Origin of the sequence: Paenibacillus sp. LHD-117 (assembly GCF_030929555.1) — a bacterium.
Classification (GTDB): Bacteria; Bacillota; Bacilli; order Paenibacillales; family Paenibacillaceae; genus Pristimantibacillus.
The window spans coordinates 18255-36346 of record NZ_JAVFVT010000009.1 but is presented as its reverse complement, the minus strand read 5'-3'; the positions used below and the strand labels follow the sequence as shown (position 1 = coordinate 36346).

The following is an 18092-nucleotide window of genomic DNA, read 5'->3' as shown; positions in this document are numbered from 1 at the left end:
GGGAGAAGAAGAGAGGAACTGGACGAATGTCGAATCCACTGAAACCGCAATTAGATGCGGATTATATCGTAAATCAATTGAAGACGCTTCTCGCCATCCCAAGCCCGAGCGGCTATTGCATGGACATTATGCGTTACGTTGGCGAGGAGGTTGGCAAGCTGGGGTATACGATGGAGCAGACGCCGAAGGGCGTGGGCATCATTACGATTCCCGGCGAGGATCCTTCGACGGTCGTCGGCATCTCCGCGCATGTCGATACGCTCGGCGCGATGGTAAGGTCGATCAAGTCGAGCGGCATGCTTCGTTTCACGCCGATCGGCGGCTACGACATGCAGAGCGTGGAGGGCGAATATTGCCTTATCCACACGCGTGACGGGCGCAAATACGAAGGCACCGTGCTCACGACGAAGCCGTCGGTCCACGTCTATGTCGACTCCCGCGACGCGAAACGGGAGGAGGCGGCCATGGAAATCCGCATCGACGAAACGGTGAAGTCCAAGGAAGATACGGAGAAGCTGGGCATCTCCGTGGGCGATTTTATTTCGTGGGATCCGCGCACGCGCGTGCTGGATAATGGCTGGATCAAGTCGCGCCATTTGGACGACAAGGCAAGCGTGGCGGCGCTGTTCGGGCTGATGGAATGGCTGAGGCGCGAAGGCCGTACGCCAAAACATACGCTGAAGCTGATCATCTCGACGTACGAGGAGGTCGGTCACGGCAACGCGTATATTCCGCAGGACATCACGGAGCTGATCGCGGTCGACATGGGCGCGCTCGGCGACGATCTGTCCGGATCGGAGCGGCATGTCTCCATCTGTGCCAAAGACTCCGGCGGACCGTACGATTACGGGATGACGACGCGGCTGATCGAGCTCGCGAAGCGAGAGCAGCTGCCGTATGCGGTGGACATCTATCCGCGATACGGCTCGGATGCGACCGCGGCGCTTCACGGTGGCAGCAACATCCGTGCGGCGCTGCTCGGACCCGGCGTTCACGCTTCGCACAGCATGGAGCGGACGCACAAGGACGCGGTCGTGAACACCGCCGCGCTGCTGCTGGCTTACGTGATCGAATAGCGAATAGCGGGCAAAAAAAGAGGAGCCGCGGCAGAGTCTACGAGACTCTGTTGCGGCTCCTTTTACGTTTTTATTTCGTTAGCAAAGCGAATAAGTTATGAATGGCTTGCGCCGCTTCCGCGCGATTCGTGGGATCGGCCGGAGCGAACCTGCCGTTGTCCCGGCCGTTCAGCAGCTTCGCGGCAAGCGCGGTTTTCACCTGCGCCAAAGCCCATTCGCTGATGGACGACTCGTCCGCGATGGTTGCCGATGCTCCCGCATCCAGCTTCTTGCCGGTTGCATGCTCGAAGGCACGGACGATCATGATCGCCATCTCTTCGCGCGTGATGGTTTGATCCGGCGCGAAACGGCCGTCTTCGAAGCCCTTGACGATGCCGGCTTCATAAGCCGCGGCTACTTCATCGGCATACCAGGCGTCTGAAGCCACGTCGCCGAACGTTGTCTCTCCACTTGCGCGCAGGCCAAGCGTTCTTGCCAGCAGTGCCGCGAACTCGGCGCGAGTGACGTCTTGGTTCGGCGCGAACGAATTCTCCGTCACGCCTGTGACGATCCCTTTTGCCGACAGTTCCTTAATCGTATCGTATGCCCAATGGGAGGCAGGCAAGTCGTCGTACATTTTTTCCATCGACAGCAGGGCGTATTCGCTGAAGTGGCTCAGCTCGACGATCACCGCCGTGCCGTCGTCCGTGAGCGTTCCGCCCATGTAGACCAAGGTGCCGTCTTCCTGAATATGATAGATGCCCGCGAGCCTAGGATCCATGCCTTCCGGAATCGGGAATTTCACGACAACCGGCTGAGGGAATTCCTTCAGCTGATGGCGGTTGCCATTCGTGTCGGTCGAATAGATCGACAGATCCACCATTTTGCCGCCAAGCAGGTAAGTGGCGTTATGGTTGCGTCCTGCTTCCCGAATGGCGTCTTCCGCTTCGGAATCCGCAACCGGGTCGATCTTCACCGTGATCGCGCCGGACCGATCTGCTTCGGGCAGCAGGGCGTTCAGCGCCTCCAGCAATTCGGCAGGCACTTCCAGCGAGGCGTTGCCCGATTGAACTTGGAGCGGACGGCCGTTCAACTGCTCCGTTTGTTCCGCGGGAATAACCACTTGGTTTTTCCCTTCCGGCAGCTCTACGTTAACCGACGGATGTTCTTCGTTCCATTGCTCCTCGTCAATCTCGACCGCGCCCTCAGGCAGGACTGGCTTCACCGGAGGGGTTACCGGCGGATCGATCGGAGTCGTAGTTGGAGCATCGGCGCGATGAACGGTCACCGTATACGTTTTTGTCGTGCCGTCCTCCGCCGTTACCAGAACCGTTACGGCATTCGAACCTACGTTCAAGCTAGCGCCGCCCGTGACGGCAGCGGTTGCCGCAGGATGTTGGGCCAGGTAGGTCACATTGGCGACCGTTGTGTTATGGGATACGGAGACGGTATAGCTAAGCGTGTCCGGCGCAAAACCGGATACCGTAGTCCCGTTTACTTTCAGATCCTGCAGGCTGGCGTTCGAAGACAAAACTTCGGCTTGTCTGGTCACGACAATGGTATACGACTGCTTCGTCGTACCGTCCTGGGCCGTGACGGTGACCGTCACGTCGTTGTCGCCGACCGCGAGCGATTTCCCGCCCGCCACCGCGACCGTCGCGAGCGGATCGGCCGTCGTATAGGTGATGCCGGTTACCGTCGTTTCGTAAGGAACCGTCAAGGCGTATTCCAGTACGCCCGGCTCGAAGTCGGCCAGCGTCGTGCCGTTCACGCGCAGGTCAAGCAGGGATGCGTCGCTAGGAAGAGCTTCCTCGGCCCGGGTGATCGTCACGCCGTAGACGATGACCGTCCCGTTCTGGGCGGTTACCGTGACCGTTACGTCGTTGTCGCCAACTTGCAGCTCTGCTCCGCCGTCTACGACTGCCGTCGCCGTTCCGTCTTCCGTGACGTAACCGATGTTAGCGACGGTCACTTGATAAGGAACACGAACCGTATAGCTATGCGTATCCGGCGAGAAACCGCTCACCATCGCTCCGTTCACCAGCAGATCGGACAACTTGGCGTTGCCGCTTATTTCCGTCCGTTCCGAGGACTTCAGATTCGGCATTGTCTCGCGTCCCGCGGCATCGGCAATCATCGCTTCCGCTAGGTTTGCGCTCGCGCCCGCCTCGGCGGTGACGTTCAGTTTCACGATCGGCGAATCGACCACGACGGAGCTTTGCGCTGCCAATACGATGCGCGTTTTCCCGTCGGCCGTTTCGCTGCGAAGCACTTGAACGCCTGCTTGGAGCGGTTCGACCGAATCGATCGTCAACGCTTCCGACTCAACCAGCAAGTCGATCGCCGCCGCGTCTCCTCGCAGACCGTTAACCGAAAGCTCATAGCCGCTAATCGATCCGGTTACTCCGTTCGATACTTTCGTCAATACCAGATTCTCGGCACCCGCCTCGTTTAATTCCGCTTGAGGCGTAAACATGCCGTCGATGATTTGCGAATCGCCTAGCGTCGGATTTAATCCGAGCGCCGTCAGAATTGTTGCCGGCAAGTCGCGCGTCGCGCCGCCTTGCAGGATTTTCTCCATTCCGCTTGCCTCGTCGTTAGCGACCGTGCGGCCGTTAGCCGCGAAGAAAATCGTCTTCGCCAGCGGAGAGTCTTGCCCGTGGCTGCCCGGGCTGCCGAGCGTGCCGTTCGCGTTCTCGGTCCCGCCGCCGTGATCCGGCAGAATCACGATCAACGTATCTTCGAGGAGATCGTTGCTTTCAAGCGTGTCGTAGATCCGGCCAACCTGCACGTCGATCGCCTTGAGCTTCTCGTAATACCCCTTCGTGTAAAATCCGCTCCCGTGTCCGGCGCCGTCCAGCTCATCCAGCTGGAAAAACATCAGGGCGCTGTCGCGGGCTTTGCCAGCTTCGACATAGGAGATGAACGAGTCTACGGTTCCCGCATCGCCGTTGCCAATGTTGCCTTCTACGCCGACGGAAGGCTCGTAGTGCCCTTGGACGATATTGCCCCAGGTGGTGAAGGCGGCAAGCTTGTTCGAGGGCAGGTATTCTCTTAACTTTTTGAACACCGTCGTATATTCCCATGTTTCGCTATACGTGTATTTCGCCGTATCGTCGTTGTACAGGCCGTGTTTCTCGTACCCGACGCCGCCCATCATCGCTCCCCAGTTCGGGGAAGAACTGGACGGAATCGTCGTCTGCGCCGTGTAGCTGGCCGCGCCGTCCTCCACGATGCCGCGGATGTTCGGAATGTTCAGCCGATCCCCGACCTGTTCCTTCTGGGAGCTTGGCGTTTCCCAATAAGGCGCCTCCTTGCGGATCGATGCGCCGCCGCCGTCGATGCCGATGACGACCACGCGCTTGTAAGGCTTGTATTCCGCCTTGTCCGCGATGGCTTGCAGCGCTTCGTCCGTTAAGCCTTGTCCCAAGGCGACGTCCCCGATCGTGACGTAACCGTCCTTGTTCAGGTCTTCCGTCGCTTTAGCGTGGATCTGCACGTTCGCCGTGCCTTTGTTCAACGTGTCGATCTCGTATTTCGTGTTTCCGAAGAAGAACTCCGCGTTCGATATCGCAATCGAGCCATTGCCCGACTCTGCGAGCGTATCGAATCGCAGCTCCGAAATTCGGGATACCGCGTACTCGAGCGGATCGGACTCGCTATAGACGGCTCCGCCCGTTAGTTCCAGCTTGACGATACCCGGCGCCGAGGCGTCCGCCTTCGTCGCGTTCGTCGCGCCGGCGAACCGGAATTTGTCGCTGTTGTACGCGATCTCCACGTTGATCTTGTCAATGCGCGTCTCCATGTCCGGCGTGCGCAAATCCAAATTGTAGTGGAACTGCGCACCTTGTACCGAATGCTGGGCGCCAATCAAGTTCAGGGAGCCCTTAAACGTCTCGTCCAGCTCGATCGGAGGAGCAATGCCGTAGTCCGCCGCTACCTCCTCTGCGGATACGGCTTTTCTGAGGATCTGCACGTTATCCAGCTGGATTTGATTCTTCTGATCGTAGTTGCCCGTGCCGTCGTTGCCGATGATTGTATTCAGGCCGGAATCGATCGTTCCCGTTCGATTTCCAATGGACACCTGTTTGACCAGGCTGCCGTCCTTGTAGAAGTAGACCTTACCCGCCGTACGGTCGTGAGACACGGCAATGTGGTGCCAGCTGCCGTCCGCGACGTTCGGGATATCCGTATCCGCCCGCGTGCCGCCTTGCGTATTGTAGTTCCACTTCATGCCGCTGCCTACCAGCGCCAGAATATAACCAACGTTGGATCCAGAATTCCAATTTTTATTGGAAATAATGGAAGGATCGCCCGACACCGCGTTCGATTTGATCCAGAACGAAAGCGTGAAGTCGGTGCCGGTGCCGAATTGCAGGGAATCCGGTTTGCCTAGATTAAAAAATTGTTTATCCGCCGCGCTAGTCGTTTTCAGCTCCAGCCCGTTGCCGATCCGCCCTTCCACGTATGCCGGGCTGCCTTGCGCGGCAGCCGCCAGCTTGCTCGGGGAGTAGTCCGTCAGGCTATTCTCGAACGGGAGATAAAGCGCGTGGTCCGCAGATGCCGCGCGGTTAACCTCGATCGTATAGACATTCGTCTCGCCATGCGCGGACACTGCGACCGTCACAGAGTTCGCGCCTACCTTCAGGCTGTCCGCGCCCGTTACTTCGACGGCAGCATCGGCATCGGCCTTCTCGAACGTCACTTCTACGGATGTTGCTTCGTTTGCGACGTTCACTGAGTAATTCAGCTTGTCGGAGGCGAAGCCTTCGACCTGCGCTCCGTCCACTTTCAGGTCGGTCAGAGCAGCATGATCATGAACGACGGCCTCGCCCGTGAAGTCGATTTCGCTCATGCTCGTGAATGTGCCGGACGCGCCGTAAGTCCCCGTTACGAGGAACTTGACGTATCGTCCTTCCACCGGCTTATCCAGCGCCACGAAATCGCGGTAGACGTTGCCGGCCCACGTTTTGCCGAAGGTGCCGCTTGCCCGATTGGCCGCATCGCCGAGATATGCGGGATCGCTCAGATCGGCCAGGTTGTCCGACGCGTACAGCTCAAATGCCTTCGGGAATTCCAGCGCGCTCTGGCTCAGACGGCTCGTGCGCTGAATGCCGCTCAGCTTGAACGTGTTTTTCATGTCAACGATTACCCAATGCGGGAAATTCGGCACGGGAGCTTGCCATTTGGTATGCCATATCGTCGACGTCAAGCCGTCCAGAATGTTGGAGGCGTAGGCATTCTCGTTGTCGGCATAGGAGCTAAACGAGTCGATCGCGAACGACAACTTCGGAATAAAGTCGTAGACAACAGCCTCCTGCGCGTACTTCAGCGCCCACATCAGATCGATGTAGGCTTGGTCGATCGTCTCCGCATCTTCGCCGGAAGCGATTGCTTTGGCAGCCGTTAAGCGGGAGGACAATTCGACCAGCGTCTGCGCGGGAACCGATACGCCCGCCGTCGAACCGACGTACGCGGCGAAAGCGTCGGCTTCGGAAATTTTGTCCGTTAATTGCTCGAACGTATAGAGCACGGTTTCCGACAAGTACGAGTCGGACAACGCCTTAGCTTCCGTCGCCGTCAGCGCGCGGTTCCAGATCTTCAGCTCATCGAGCGTAACCGCAGCCCCACCGTAGCCCTTCTTGCCGTCCGCTCCGATGATGACGTTGTAAGGCGTGTCCATGCTCGACGTTCCGAGCGTGGCAAGACTCTTGGAAGCTTGCTCGACGCCGTCGACGTAGATCTTGGACGTGCCGGCCGCGCGATCGACGGATACGGTGTAATGATGCCATTCCGTCCCGGCTCCCGCATCCGAATCGATCCGTCCGCCTGCGCCGTTGCCCATGTTAAGCGACATGGATCCCGCGATTCGCGGCCCGATGTACCAGCCGACGTTGCCGCCCGAGCCCCAGTCCTTGTTGGAGACGACCGTCTGATCGCCCGCCAGGTTGCCCTTATGCCAGAACGAGACGGTGAAGCTGCCGCTGCCGAACTTCAGATCGGAACGGTTGCCCATGTCGATATGATTGGCGGAACCAGCGGCGATGCTGACGGCTTTGCCGGCTTTACCTTCGACATAGGTGACGCTGCCTGCCTGCGTGGCCGCGCCCGTTGCGCCGTTCGCCGATTCGGCAAGACTATCGTCTAACTTCATGTCGGATACGAGTCCGACCCACATCGTATCGGGATCGATTGGCGTAATTTCGGGTGCCGACCCCGCAGTTTTGAAGGACGTCTGAAGCTTTGCGCTTCGGTTGCCGTAAGCGTCCACGCCCGTCACCGTAAAAATGTAGCTCGTAGCTTCCTTCAGGCCGCTGAGCGGAATGCGCAGGCGGTTCGGCGTCGGGGATACGTAGTATTCCGACAGCACGTTGTATGTTTTCGCCGTTTCGCCCGTGCGCGCGTCCATCGATTTGATTTCGTAATGATGCATGGACTGGTCGTCCTTGGCTTGCCTGAACGAGAGCAGGGGATTTTCGTCCGCAGCCGCGGTTACGGCGAGTTCCGGATTCGCCGGGAATTGCGGCGCTACTTTGTTCCGGTTGGCGTCCGTGTACACGAAGTTGTTTTTGATTTCTTCCTTCGTGCTGCCCTTAAGCTCCACGACCCACCGGTCGCCCGCGAGCGATCCGGCGCTGTTGAACGGCGCGTCACCGCCCCCTTGCCAGACGCCGTTCAAGTACGTCGTGTCCGCGTCCGCGTTGAACGCTACGCGCTCGATCTCGATACGGTCCGCGTACACTTCGATGAATTGGGCTTGGCTCTGAGGCATGGTGAACCGGTTGTCCATGAGGCCTTCTTCCGTGATGGCGGAATAGCCGTGATCGACTTCGATGTACGACATCGAACCCAGATTGACCGATGTGAAGTCTTTCTGGTGCACGGAGCGGTCGTCGTTGATGTTGAGATGGGAATGCCCCGATAACACGATCGCCTGCGGATAATCCTTCAAATCCGCGTACAGATTCGGATTGGATGCCTGTTGTCCGTCCATGACCGTGCCGCTGACGGGCTGATGAACCGTAATGAAGATCGGCTTGTTCATATTCGCGGGATCCGCGGTCAGCTCGGCCAGCCGGCCCTTCAGCCAGTTGCGCTGCCCCGTGTCGCCGTTGTAATTGTTGCCGTTCAGGAAGAAGAACGAATACCCTTCGATCGTTTGCTCGTAGTAGCCGTTCGCCTGGTCCGTGAACCAGTCCGCCGGATAATACTGCCGCGCTTCGGCGACGGTGGCGTCGTGATTGCCGATGGCGAACCGGACCTTCGTCGCATCGGTCCAGCCTTTGCGGGCGAGCTGTTCTTGGAAAATGGTTGTGACGAACGCGTGATGCGGGCCAAGCCCGTTCCAGTTGTCGTTGATGTTGTCGCCGTTCAGCAGAATCGCGTCCGGATTCGGGAAGATGGACGAGATGACGTCGAAGTTGCTGTCATAGAGCGCGCGGACTTGCGCGTCTTGCTCCGCCCTTCCGGGGCCGATGTGGACGTCGGACATGGCAACGAACTCGAGCAGCGGCTGCTCGGTCGTCTTCACAATGTATCCGAAGGAAGCGGCTTCGCTCCATACGCCGTCCTTCTCGGCGATGACGGAGAGATTGGCCGAATCCGTCAGGACGATCGGAGCGCCGTTATAGAGGGGACTGGTCTCGTCGGGGAGCATGCCGTCCAACGTGTAATAGATGTTGGCATCCGGAGTGGAACTGCTAAGCGAGACGCTGACCGACTGTTCGTAACGGCCAGGGGGCGACGACGGCACGGGCTTGTCCACCGGCCCCGCGGCGTAGATCGGCGATGCGGAGAGCGGATAGCCGGCCGGAGCCGCGGCGGACAAGATGGAGCACGCCAGCGTGCAGGCCATGGCGGCGGCAACGATTTTTTTGGAAACGAACAAAAGAAATGCCTCCTTATACTTTCGAATGGATGATCAAAACTTCGGTCGACGCGGATATCGAAACGTGAATTCGACTCCTACCCTCCTTTCAACAATTCCAACATAATCCACAAATTAATGCCGTTAATTATGTTGGTTTATTTATTATTTACTTGTAGTTTATGGTTGTGTTGTTCGTTGAACGTTAGCGTGAACTAAAGGGTTTGTAAAAGTCGAAGGGCTGGTTAGAGCAGAATAATCCATGAAACTGAGTTTGAATATCCATGTTTTATCAGTTGGAAGAGGAGTAAACTTAATGCCATAGCGAAAAAGAGGGGGGATAACGGTGAAATCGAAGCCGCTATTCAAAGAGCACCTGTTGAACCATAAATTGCACTATTTCTTTGGCGCGGTATTATTGTCCATATCCTGTTTGCTTCAACTGGTGATTCCCCAACTGCTCGGGCATTTCGCCGATCTCGTGCAGGAAAACATCACGGCGGGCCAGATTATGACGATCGCGTTATGGATCGTGCTGGTCGGTTTTCTGTCGGCCTTCTTCCGATCGACGGGGCGCATTTATTTGTTCCGGCTGGCCCGACTGCTGGAGAAACACATTCGGAAACGGCTGTTCGTGAAGTGGGAGAGCTTGTCCAGCGAATACTTCGGCAAACAGCGGATCGGCGACTTGATGAGCCATGCCGTGAACGACATCAATATCATGCGCGAGGTCGGCATGATGGGCGTGTTCTCGACGATCGAAGCCGTCGTGCTGATCGGTGTCGCGATTACGGCAATGGCGGGCACCGTCCACATCGGATTGACGCTGCTCGTGCTGCTGCCGCTGCCTGCGCTTACTTATCTCGCCTATCGGTTCCGGGGCGAGATCGAGCACCGGACGACGCTGGCGCAGGAGGCGGTCGGCCAGTTAACGAGCCGCGTGCAGGAATTTTGCGCAGGCATTCGCGTCGTGAAGGCTTACGTTCAGGAGCGGCCAGAGATCGAGAAGTTCAAGGAAGACAACCGGAACAACCTGGAGACGAACCGCAGGCTGAACCAATCCAACTCGTTTTTCTCGGCGATCAGCTCCGCAGTCGTTGGGGTCAGCTACCTGCTGTCCGTCGTGTTCGGCGGTCTTCTCGTCATGAGGGGCAGCATCGGCATGGGCGATTTCGTCGCCTTTAATACGTATCTCACCATGCTGATCGCGCCTATCGAAAACTTGGGCAAGGTCATCAATATTCTGCAGCGGGGCAAGGCGGTGGACACGAGGCTGCGCCACATCCTGGATACGGAGCCGTCCGTGTCGGACGCCGAGGGGGTTGCGCGCGTGGAGGAAATCAAAGGCATGATCGAAGTCGACGGGCTGACGTTCCGTTATCCCGGCCAGAAGCGGGCGGCGCTGGAGAACATTCGCCTTACCGTGCCGCAGGGCAGCAGCCTCGCGATCGTGGGTAAGGTGGGCAGCGGCAAGACGACCCTGGTGAACCTGCTGCTTCGCTTATACAATCCGCCGCATGGCGCGATTCGAATCGACGGGCACGACATCATGGACATCCCGCTGGTGCAGCTCCGCGAGTCCGTCGGCTTCGTGCCGCAGGAGCATATGCTGTTCTCCACGACGATTGCGGGCAACATCGCGTTCCATCCCGGTGGCTACGCGCAGGAAGATATCCAGGAAGCTGCCAAAGTCGCGCAGGTGTACGACAACATCGTGGAATTTCCCTGGAAATTTGACACGTCGCTGGGCGAACGCGGGGTGTCTCTGTCGGGCGGCCAACGCCAGCGCGTCAGCATTGCGAGGGCGCTTATCAAAGCCCCGTCCATCCTCGTCTTCGACGATAGCCTGTCAGCTGTGGACGCCGAGACGGAGGAGCGGATTTTGGAAGGGTTGAAGCGAGTCATGAAGGAGCGGACGACGATCATTACGAGCCATCGATTGTCCGCGATCCGGCATGCCGATCAGATCGTCGTCATGGATCAAGGGCGTATCGTGGAGAGAGGCGACCATGCTTCGTTAATGAGACTGGGAGGGCTTTACGCGTCCACGTACAATAAGCAGACGATGAAAGTCGGAATGGAGGGTTCCTTTGGATATTCACAATGAACGCCGGCTGACCGGCGTGAAGGACGCTTGGTTATGGCGCAAAATGTTGGCTTTTGCCGTTCCGTACTGGCGGAGCCTCGTCATCTCCTTCTTATTCGCTTTACTGATCGCGGCCGCGGCCGTCACTCAGCCCTTACTTGTGAAAACGGCCATCGACGACCGAATCAACGGCGTGCTGAAGCCGATGGCGTACGTGGCGGACACCGCCGCCCTGGCAAGTTTAGCGGAAGATCCACGCGCGTACGGAAAGCCGGTCAAGCTGGGGGAGCGGACGTATTATCGGGTGCATCAGGATGAGCGGCCTTGGCCGGAGGGCGTCTTCCAGGCGAGAATCGCCTCGAGCGAAGGGACTTATTACTTGCAGGAAGGCTGGAGCGCGAATGAAGGGGAGCAGGCGGCCGATGACGGCCGCGCGTTGTCGAAAGAGGAGACGGCCGCCTTCCGCAAGCAGGACTACGCCGGACTTGCCGTCATCGCTGCCCTCTTCGTGCTGAACGTGGCGGTCGCGGGCATCTTTACGTACTGGCAGTCCGTGATCTTGTCGAATACGGGGCAGCAGATTATTTTCGACATGCGCAACCGGATGTTCAGCCACTTGTCGAAGCTTCAAACAGCCTATTACGACCGCAACCCGGTCGGACGGCTCGTGACGCGCGTCGCGCATGACGTGGAAGCCGTCAACCAGCTGTACTCCCAGGTCATCGTCAATTTGGCAAAGGAGCTGCTGCTGCTGGGTGGCATTGCGGGCATTATGCTGGTGCTGAACGTGAAGCTGGCGCTCGTGTCGTTCGCGGTTATTCCGCTGCTCGTGGCGGTTACCTTCTTCTTCAAGGGCATCATTCGGGATGCGCAGCGCGTCACGAGGGTCATGTTGTCCAGGCTCAACTCCTTCCTGGCGGAAAGCTTGAGCGGCATGGCGATCGTCCAAATGTTCACGCGCGAGAAGCAGCAGCTGGACGATTTCGCAAAGCTGAACGACGAGCATTACCGCGCCGGCATGAGGGGCAGCGTCAACAACTCCATCTTCAACCCGATGATCGGCTTCGTCGGCAATTTGGCGCTCGCGCTTGTCGTCTGGTACGGCGGGCACTCGGTGCTGGCCGCGGGCGCGACGTTCGGCGTCGTGTACGCGTTCACGACATACGTTCGGCAATTTTTCCAGCCGCTTACGGCGCTCGCCGACCGTTATACCCAAATCCAGACGGCGCTCGCGTCGGCGGAGCGCATCTTCGAGCTGATGGAGGAGAAACCGGCGATCGTGAACGGCGAGAACGCGAAGGATGTCGAGCGGCCGATGAAGGGAGACATCCGGTTCGAGCGGGCTTGGTTCGCGTACGACGCGGAAGAGTGGGTGCTGAAGGATATCAGCTTCGACATCAAGCAAGGGGAAACGGTAGCGTTCGTGGGCGCGACGGGAGCGGGGAAAAGCTCGATCATCGGTCTCGTCAACCGGTTTTACGACATCCAGAAGGGCAGCCTCAAACTGGATGGGATTGAGGTTAGGGATTACAAGCTGGAGCAGCTGAGGGATGCCGTCGGCGTGATTCAGCAGGATTCGTTCGTGTTTACGGGCAATATTTACGACAACATCCGGATGAACCGCGCGGAGCTGACGGACGAGGAAATTCGGCGGGCGGCGAAGGAGCTGGAGATGGACGACTTTATCGAGCGGCTGCCTCTCGGGTACGAAACGCCGGTCGGCGAACAGGGTATCAAGCTGTCCTCCGGCCAGCAGCAGCTGCTGGCATTCCTGCGTGTCTACGTCAGCGATCCGGATATTCTGATCCTGGACGAAGCGACCTCCCATATCGACACGGAGACGGAGGAAAAGCTGCAGAAGGGGCTGATGCGACTGTCCAGCGGCCGGACGACGCTGATCGTGGCGCACCGGCTGTCGACGATCCGCCACGCGGACAACATCGTCGTGCTCGACAAAGGACGCATCCAGGAAATGGGCGACCACGACGCTTTGATGCGGCGCGGGGGGGTGTACCGCAAGCTTTACGATCTGCAAAACAACGAAGGCGCGAAGGAACAACGCGTCGCCGCCGTGCCCGTGCCGAGGGCGAACTAGCAGATCGCTCCGAAATGGCCGTAACCATTCGATTTTATCTAGCAACGGAGCCCAGCGCTCTTATTTTGCGATTATGAGCCTGGATGGAAATCGCTCCGAAATGACCGTAACCATTCGATGATCTAACGGAAATCAGCGCCCCTAATTTGCGATTATGAGCCTAAATGGAAATCTAACGGAACTGTGAGCACCTATTCCATTGAAAATGGCGTTTTTACAGGCTGAGAAACATAAATAAGGCCCCGCACTTCCGTTAGAAAATCAAAACGAACAAAATGAGCCGAATAACGTTGGCTGCTTCCGTTAGCATGTAAGAACAACCGCTATGGTAACAAGTTTAGGATCGTTAAACTAAATCGTTGAACGGTCGGCGATGATCTGACTGAGGTCGTGCCGAGGGCGAACTAGCCGTTCGGCGCGGCCTTATGCGTCTTGGCATATTGCGACGGCGATTGGCCGGTAAATTTTTTGAACAAGCGGCTGAAGTACAGCTCGTCCTCGTACCCGATGCTCTGGGCGACGGCCTTCAGCTTGTAGTCAGACAGGATCAGCAGCTCTTTGGCCCGGTCCATGCGAAGCTGGGTCAAGTAGTGGATCGGGCTGGCGCTGGCGTATTTCTTGAACAGCCGGGAATAATGGCTGCTGCTCATGCCCGCCATCTTGGCCAGCTCCTCCACGGTCATGTTTTCCGCATAGTGTCCTACCATGTAATCGATCGTCGTCTCGATCATCGCATTGGTATGTCCCGTCACGATCTGCGAACGGAGGTCGGAGACGATGAGGGTTAGAATGTCGAGGAACAGGATGCGCTGCCGCATCTGGACGATCTGTCCGCGATGTTTCGTCAGCTCCAGCACTTGCTCGAACGCGTTGAGGAGCGGGGGGATGTTCTGCATGGAATAACTGCCGGACAGGGGGAACGGCAATTCGCCGTCGTCCGCGAACGTCCAGCTGCCGTCCTCCTCGAACGCGGACACCGCGTAAGCGAATCGGATAAAAAAGAATTCGATCGGTCCTTCCCCTTCGTTGATCCGCTCGACGACCATGCCGGGGGCCAAAGCGAACAGCTTGCCCGGCTCCGCCGCGTAGGCGGTTCCGTTCAAGACGAACGTAGCTTTGCCTTTGGACATGAGCCACAGGCTGTGGAAGCGGTGTGCATAAGGGCCGTTGCGCCAGCCGGCGGGTTTCTGGGAATGCCCCGCAAGCATGATTTTGAAATTCATTCGGTTCATGTCGCGCATAAGTTCCCATGGTTTGGTCATGATCGCGTCCTCCGTCCGTGGGGCCTCCCGCGTTTAAGGCGGCAAGCATTCTTATTACAGTGTACCAAACAAAGGACGGTTCGGAACATGGGGACGCCGAACAAAAATTGATTTGCAACTTTTCCAAGTCATGCTATTATAGGGTTGCACCTCAGATCAGGTTTATTTTTTTGGGATAAAAGTTTAAGCGCTTTAACTTTTGAGTGAAAGGAGGAGCAAGGCTTCTCGGCTCGGTCCCCATCAAAACCTTTAGGAGGCGTTTTTATTGCGTTATGCGAATACGATGAGAAAATTGATTGTTATGACTTTGTGTACGTTGCTTTTTGTCATCATGGCTATCCCGGTACCCAAAAACGAAGTTGTCCACGCGGCCGGCGAAGCGAAACCGTTCCCGCAGCAAGTCAGCTACAGCGGCATCATTAAGCCGAACCATGTGACGCAATCCGCCATGAACTCCGCTGTGGCGGCCTATTACGATTACTGGAAAGCTACCTATTTGAAAAACAATCTGTCTTCCCTTCCAGGCGGTTACTATGTAAAAGGGGAAATTACCGGCGACGCCGACGGATATACGCCGCTTGGAACTTCGGAGGGCCAAGGCTACGGGATGATTATTACCGTCTTGATGGCAGGGCATGATCCGAACGCGCAGACAATCTACAACGGCTTGTTCAAGACGGCCCGCGCATTCAAGAGCTCGGGCAATTCTAACCTGATGGGCTGGGTCGTCGCGGACGACGCGGGAGCCCAGGGGCATTTCGGCTCTGCGACGGACGGCGATCTGGACATCGCCTATTCGCTTCTGCTGGCTCATAAGCAGTGGGGATCGAGCGGAACGGTTAATTATTTGGCGGAAGCGACGAACATGATTACGAACGGCATCAAAGCCAGCAACGTTACGACGAACAACCGGATCAACCTGGGCGATTGGGATTCCAAGAGCTCGCTGGATACACGGCCTTCGGACTGGATGTTAAGCCATTTCCGTGCTTTCCATGAATTCACGGGAGACCAGACTTGGCTGAACGTCATTAATAATCTGTACAATGTGTACAATCAAGTGAGCAACTCGCATTCGTCGACGCCCAGCTTGATCTCGGACTTCGTCGTGGGCAACCCCGCGCAGCCTGCTCCGGAATGGTTCTTGAACGAATTTCAACAAACGAACGCGTACTTCTGGAACGCCGCGCGCGTGCCGCTGCGGATCGTCATGGACTACGCGATGTACGGCGATACGAGAGGCAAGACGATCGTAGACAAGATGGCGACATGGATCAAAGGAAAAGCAAGCAACAGCCCCGCCAATATTCGCGACGGCTATCAACTGAACGGAACGACGATCGGCAGCTACGCGACGGCGGTATTCGTGTCTCCGTTCATCGCGGCCGGCACGGCAAGCAGCGGCAACCAGGCCTGGGTCAACGCGGGCTGGGATTGGATGAAGAACAAGAAGGAAAGCTACTTTAGCGATTCTTACAATATGCTGACGATGCTGTACCTGAGCGGCAACTGGTGGAAGCCGGTCGCATCGGCCAGCGATACGCAAGCGCCAAGCGCGCCAAGCGGATTGTCGGCAACGGCGGCGTCGAGCAGCGCGATCAACTTGAGCTGGAACGCGTCCACGGACAACGTCGGCGTGACGGGTTACCGGATTTACCGGGGCGGTACGCTGGTTGGAACGGCTTCGGGCACATCCTATGCCGATTCCGGCCTTAGCGCAAGCACTTCGTACAGCTATACCGTGAGAGCAATCGACGCGGCGGGCAATCTATCGGGCAACAGCAACACCGCGAGCGCAACGACGCAAGCGGCGTCAACGAATCTGGCGCTGAATATGACGGCAACGGCAAGCTCCATCGAAGGCGCTGGCTTCGAAGCGGGCAAGGCATTCGACGGCAATGCTGGCACGAGATGGGCGAGCGTGGAAGGCGTCGATCCGCAGTGGGTCCGCGTCGATTTGGGAACGACGAAGTCGATCAACTCCGTCAAGTTAACTTGGGAGGCCGCGTACGCTTCCAGTTACAAGATTCAAGTATCGACGAACGGCACAAGCTGGACCGATGTCTATACGACGACCAGCGGCAACGGTGGGGTGGATCAAATCTCATTCGCCCAGACGAACGCCAGATACGTAAGAATGCACGGAACGGTCAGAGGAACCGCATACGGCTACTCGCTGTTCGAGTTCGAGGTGTACGGCTCATAAGTTCATAGCTTGGAACATAACAATAGGGATTGTCCCGACGGGTCTGATGCAGGCCTAAGGGATGATCCCTGTTTTTTTATATCGGCGGCAACGACCAATTCATCTGTTCGTACACATCGTCACCGCCGGCGGAAGCGAACCCCATCCGCTCGTACAGGCGCCTTGCAGGGTTGCCGCGCAAAACGCTAAGAGACAGAGTGAGACGAGAGGCAGACGCCTCCTGCTTCAAAGCTTCTAACAGATGCGTGCCGAAGCCGCGGTTGCGATAGGCCGATAGAATCGAGAGGTCGACGAGGCGAAGCTCCGTGTCCGATCGGTTCGTGAGCATCCTTCCGACAGGAACGTTCTCTACGAGAATCCGTTCATGGTTTGCGTGAGGGTAACGCATCGCATAGGCGGCGCGCTGGGCGTTCCACTGCATCCGCAGGAAAGCTTGCTTCATCGTCTCGTCGAAGCCGGATGCCTGCATCTCGGGCTCTCTAACGTTGGCGTACAACAAGAAGAGAAATTCTTCGTCCACCGGGGAGATGGGGCTCGTCGCGATCATAGAGATTCTTCCTTCCTATTGGTTTTACATTTGCTGCCGGAGCCGCCTTCGATATTCGGACGGCGGCATCCCGTTATGAGCGGCGAAAGCCCGCGTGAAGGCGAACGGATTCGCGTAGCCGAGCGAATAGGCAATCTCCGCGATGGATGCCGTGGACTCGCCTAGCAGCTTGGCCGCTTTGTCCATCCGAACTCTCGCAATATATCGAAGCGGCGAGATCCCCACCTGTTCGGCAAATGCGGTCGAGAAGTACGTTCGGCTTATGCCGGCCAGCGCGGCCAATTGCTCGACGGACAGTCCTTCCGCCGCGTGCAGCTCGATGTAACGGACGCTCTGCCGTACCCATTCCATGGACGGGGAACGGCTGTAATCCGGCTTCGGCTCCATCAGGCAGGCGAAGAACCGGAGCAAGGCGCTCTGCATGTCGAGCGAATGGCGCAGATTCTCGCTCGACTGCGTGCCGCGGATCAGCTGGAACAGCTCGGTCAGCGAGGTTTGAAGCGAAGCGCCAAACCGGCCGCGGACGAACGGATCTTCCGGCGTGAAGCCGGCCTCGAGAAGCAAGGTTTCCGCGCCCGGTCCGTCGAAGGCGAGCCAGCAAAGCGTCAAGCTTTTGCAGCCGGCATCCCGATGGTATATGTACGAACGACCTTTGTACTTGCAGAACAAATCCCCTCCGGAGAGTCCGAACTCCCGGCTGCCATCCCTTAGGACAAGCTTGCCTTCCGTCACGGCATGCAGACTGTAACAGTCCATCCGCTTCGGCCCCACGTGGTAGCTCGGCTTCGTGATGCTCTGTCCCCCGCGCACAACCCATACCTTCTCGCCCAATTCATAGGGGCTAGGCGTATGATAGAGAAATTCCACGCGCTCGTGCATGTCGTCCTTCCAGTGCATCGTCGCCCTCTCCTTCTAGCAGCTTTCCTGACAAAATGATAGGCATTCCCAACATTGAGATATGTCCATGGTTGGGA

General features: G+C 57.7%; 8 protein-coding genes and 2 pseudogenes. 6 read left to right on the top strand and 4 right to left on the bottom strand.

Going from position 1 to position 18092, the window contains the following annotated elements; translation table 11 throughout:
• The first annotated feature begins 26 nt into the window (after window positions 1–26).
• Window positions 27–1076, top strand: a complete 1050-nt coding sequence (locus tag RB620_RS08840) for a M42 family metallopeptidase (protein WP_308093571.1) — start codon at window positions 27–29, stop codon at window positions 1074–1076.
• A 70-nt stretch (window positions 1077–1146) separates the two neighbouring features.
• Here the strand turns inward: RB620_RS08840 and RB620_RS08835 are convergent, their stop codons facing one another.
• Complete coding sequence (locus tag RB620_RS08835; protein WP_308093570.1) at window positions 1147–8943, bottom strand: cadherin-like beta sandwich domain-containing protein; 7797 nt, start codon at window positions 8941–8943, stop codon at window positions 1147–1149.
• Between the two features lie 325 nt (window positions 8944–9268).
• On the opposite strand from RB620_RS08835, the gene RB620_RS08830 reads away from it, so the two are divergent.
• Entirely contained in the window at window positions 9269–11029 is a 1761-nt protein-coding gene (locus RB620_RS08830) for an ABC transporter ATP-binding protein (protein WP_308093568.1), read from the top strand.
• Entirely contained in the window at window positions 11013–13103 is a 2091-nt protein-coding gene (locus RB620_RS08825; RefSeq protein WP_308093566.1) for an ABC transporter ATP-binding protein, read from the top strand. The genes RB620_RS08830 and RB620_RS08825 overlap by 17 nt, the downstream gene beginning before the upstream one ends.
• 404 nt (window positions 13104–13507) lie before the next feature.
• Here RB620_RS08825 and RB620_RS08820 read toward each other — a convergent pair whose 3' ends face one another.
• Window positions 13508–14365: an AraC family transcriptional regulator gene (locus RB620_RS08820; RefSeq protein ID WP_308093564.1), complete on the bottom strand. Its 858-nt coding sequence runs from the start codon at window positions 14363–14365 to the stop codon at window positions 13508–13510.
• 334 nt (window positions 14366–14699) lie between these two features.
• Here RB620_RS08820 and RB620_RS08815 point away from each other — a divergent pair.
• From RB620_RS08815 to RB620_RS08810, 3 genes and pseudogenes are all read left to right on the top strand, one after another.
• Window positions 14700–15911 (top strand): annotated as a pseudogene (locus RB620_RS08815) (family 8 glycosyl hydrolase); the annotation flags it as partial.
• Between the two features lie 18 nt (window positions 15912–15929).
• Window positions 15930–16139: pseudogene (locus tag RB620_RS30315) on the top strand (fibronectin type III domain-containing protein); the annotation flags it as partial.
• A gap of 60 nt (window positions 16140–16199) precedes the next feature.
• Window positions 16200–16571, top strand: coding sequence for a discoidin domain-containing protein (locus RB620_RS08810; RefSeq protein WP_308093774.1), 372 nt, complete (start codon window positions 16200–16202; stop codon window positions 16569–16571).
• A 76-nt stretch (window positions 16572–16647) separates the two neighbouring features.
• Here RB620_RS08810 and RB620_RS08805 read toward each other — a convergent pair whose 3' ends face one another.
• The gene (locus RB620_RS08805; protein ID WP_308093562.1) at window positions 16648–17118 is read right to left on the bottom strand and encodes a GNAT family N-acetyltransferase; all 471 of its coding nucleotides are present in this window, start codon (window positions 17116–17118) and stop codon (window positions 16648–16650) included.
• Between the two features lie 24 nt (window positions 17119–17142).
• Window positions 17143–18015 (bottom strand): AraC family transcriptional regulator, encoded by an 873-nt coding sequence (locus RB620_RS08800; protein WP_308093560.1) that lies wholly within the window; start codon window positions 18013–18015, stop codon window positions 17143–17145.
• Between the last annotated feature and the right edge of the window lie 77 nt (window positions 18016–18092).

What these genes read in the sequence shown, in the direction of transcription:
- RB620_RS08840 (WP_308093571.1), top strand. Translation starts at nt 27, where the DNA reads ATGTCGAATCCACTGAAACCGCAATTAGATGCGGATTATATCGTAAAT.
- RB620_RS08820 (WP_308093564.1), bottom strand. Translation starts at nt 14,365, where the DNA reads ATGACCAAACCATGGGAACTTATGCGCGACATGAACCGAATGAATTTC.
- RB620_RS08810 (WP_308093774.1), top strand. Translation starts at nt 16,200, where the DNA reads ATGACGGCAACGGCAAGCTCCATCGAAGGCGCTGGCTTCGAAGCGGGC.
- RB620_RS08805 (WP_308093562.1), bottom strand. Translation starts at nt 17,118, where the DNA reads ATGATCGCGACGAGCCCCATCTCCCCGGTGGACGAAGAATTTCTCTTC.
- RB620_RS08800 (WP_308093560.1), bottom strand. Translation starts at nt 18,015, where the DNA reads ATGCACTGGAAGGACGACATGCACGAGCGCGTGGAATTTCTCTATCAT.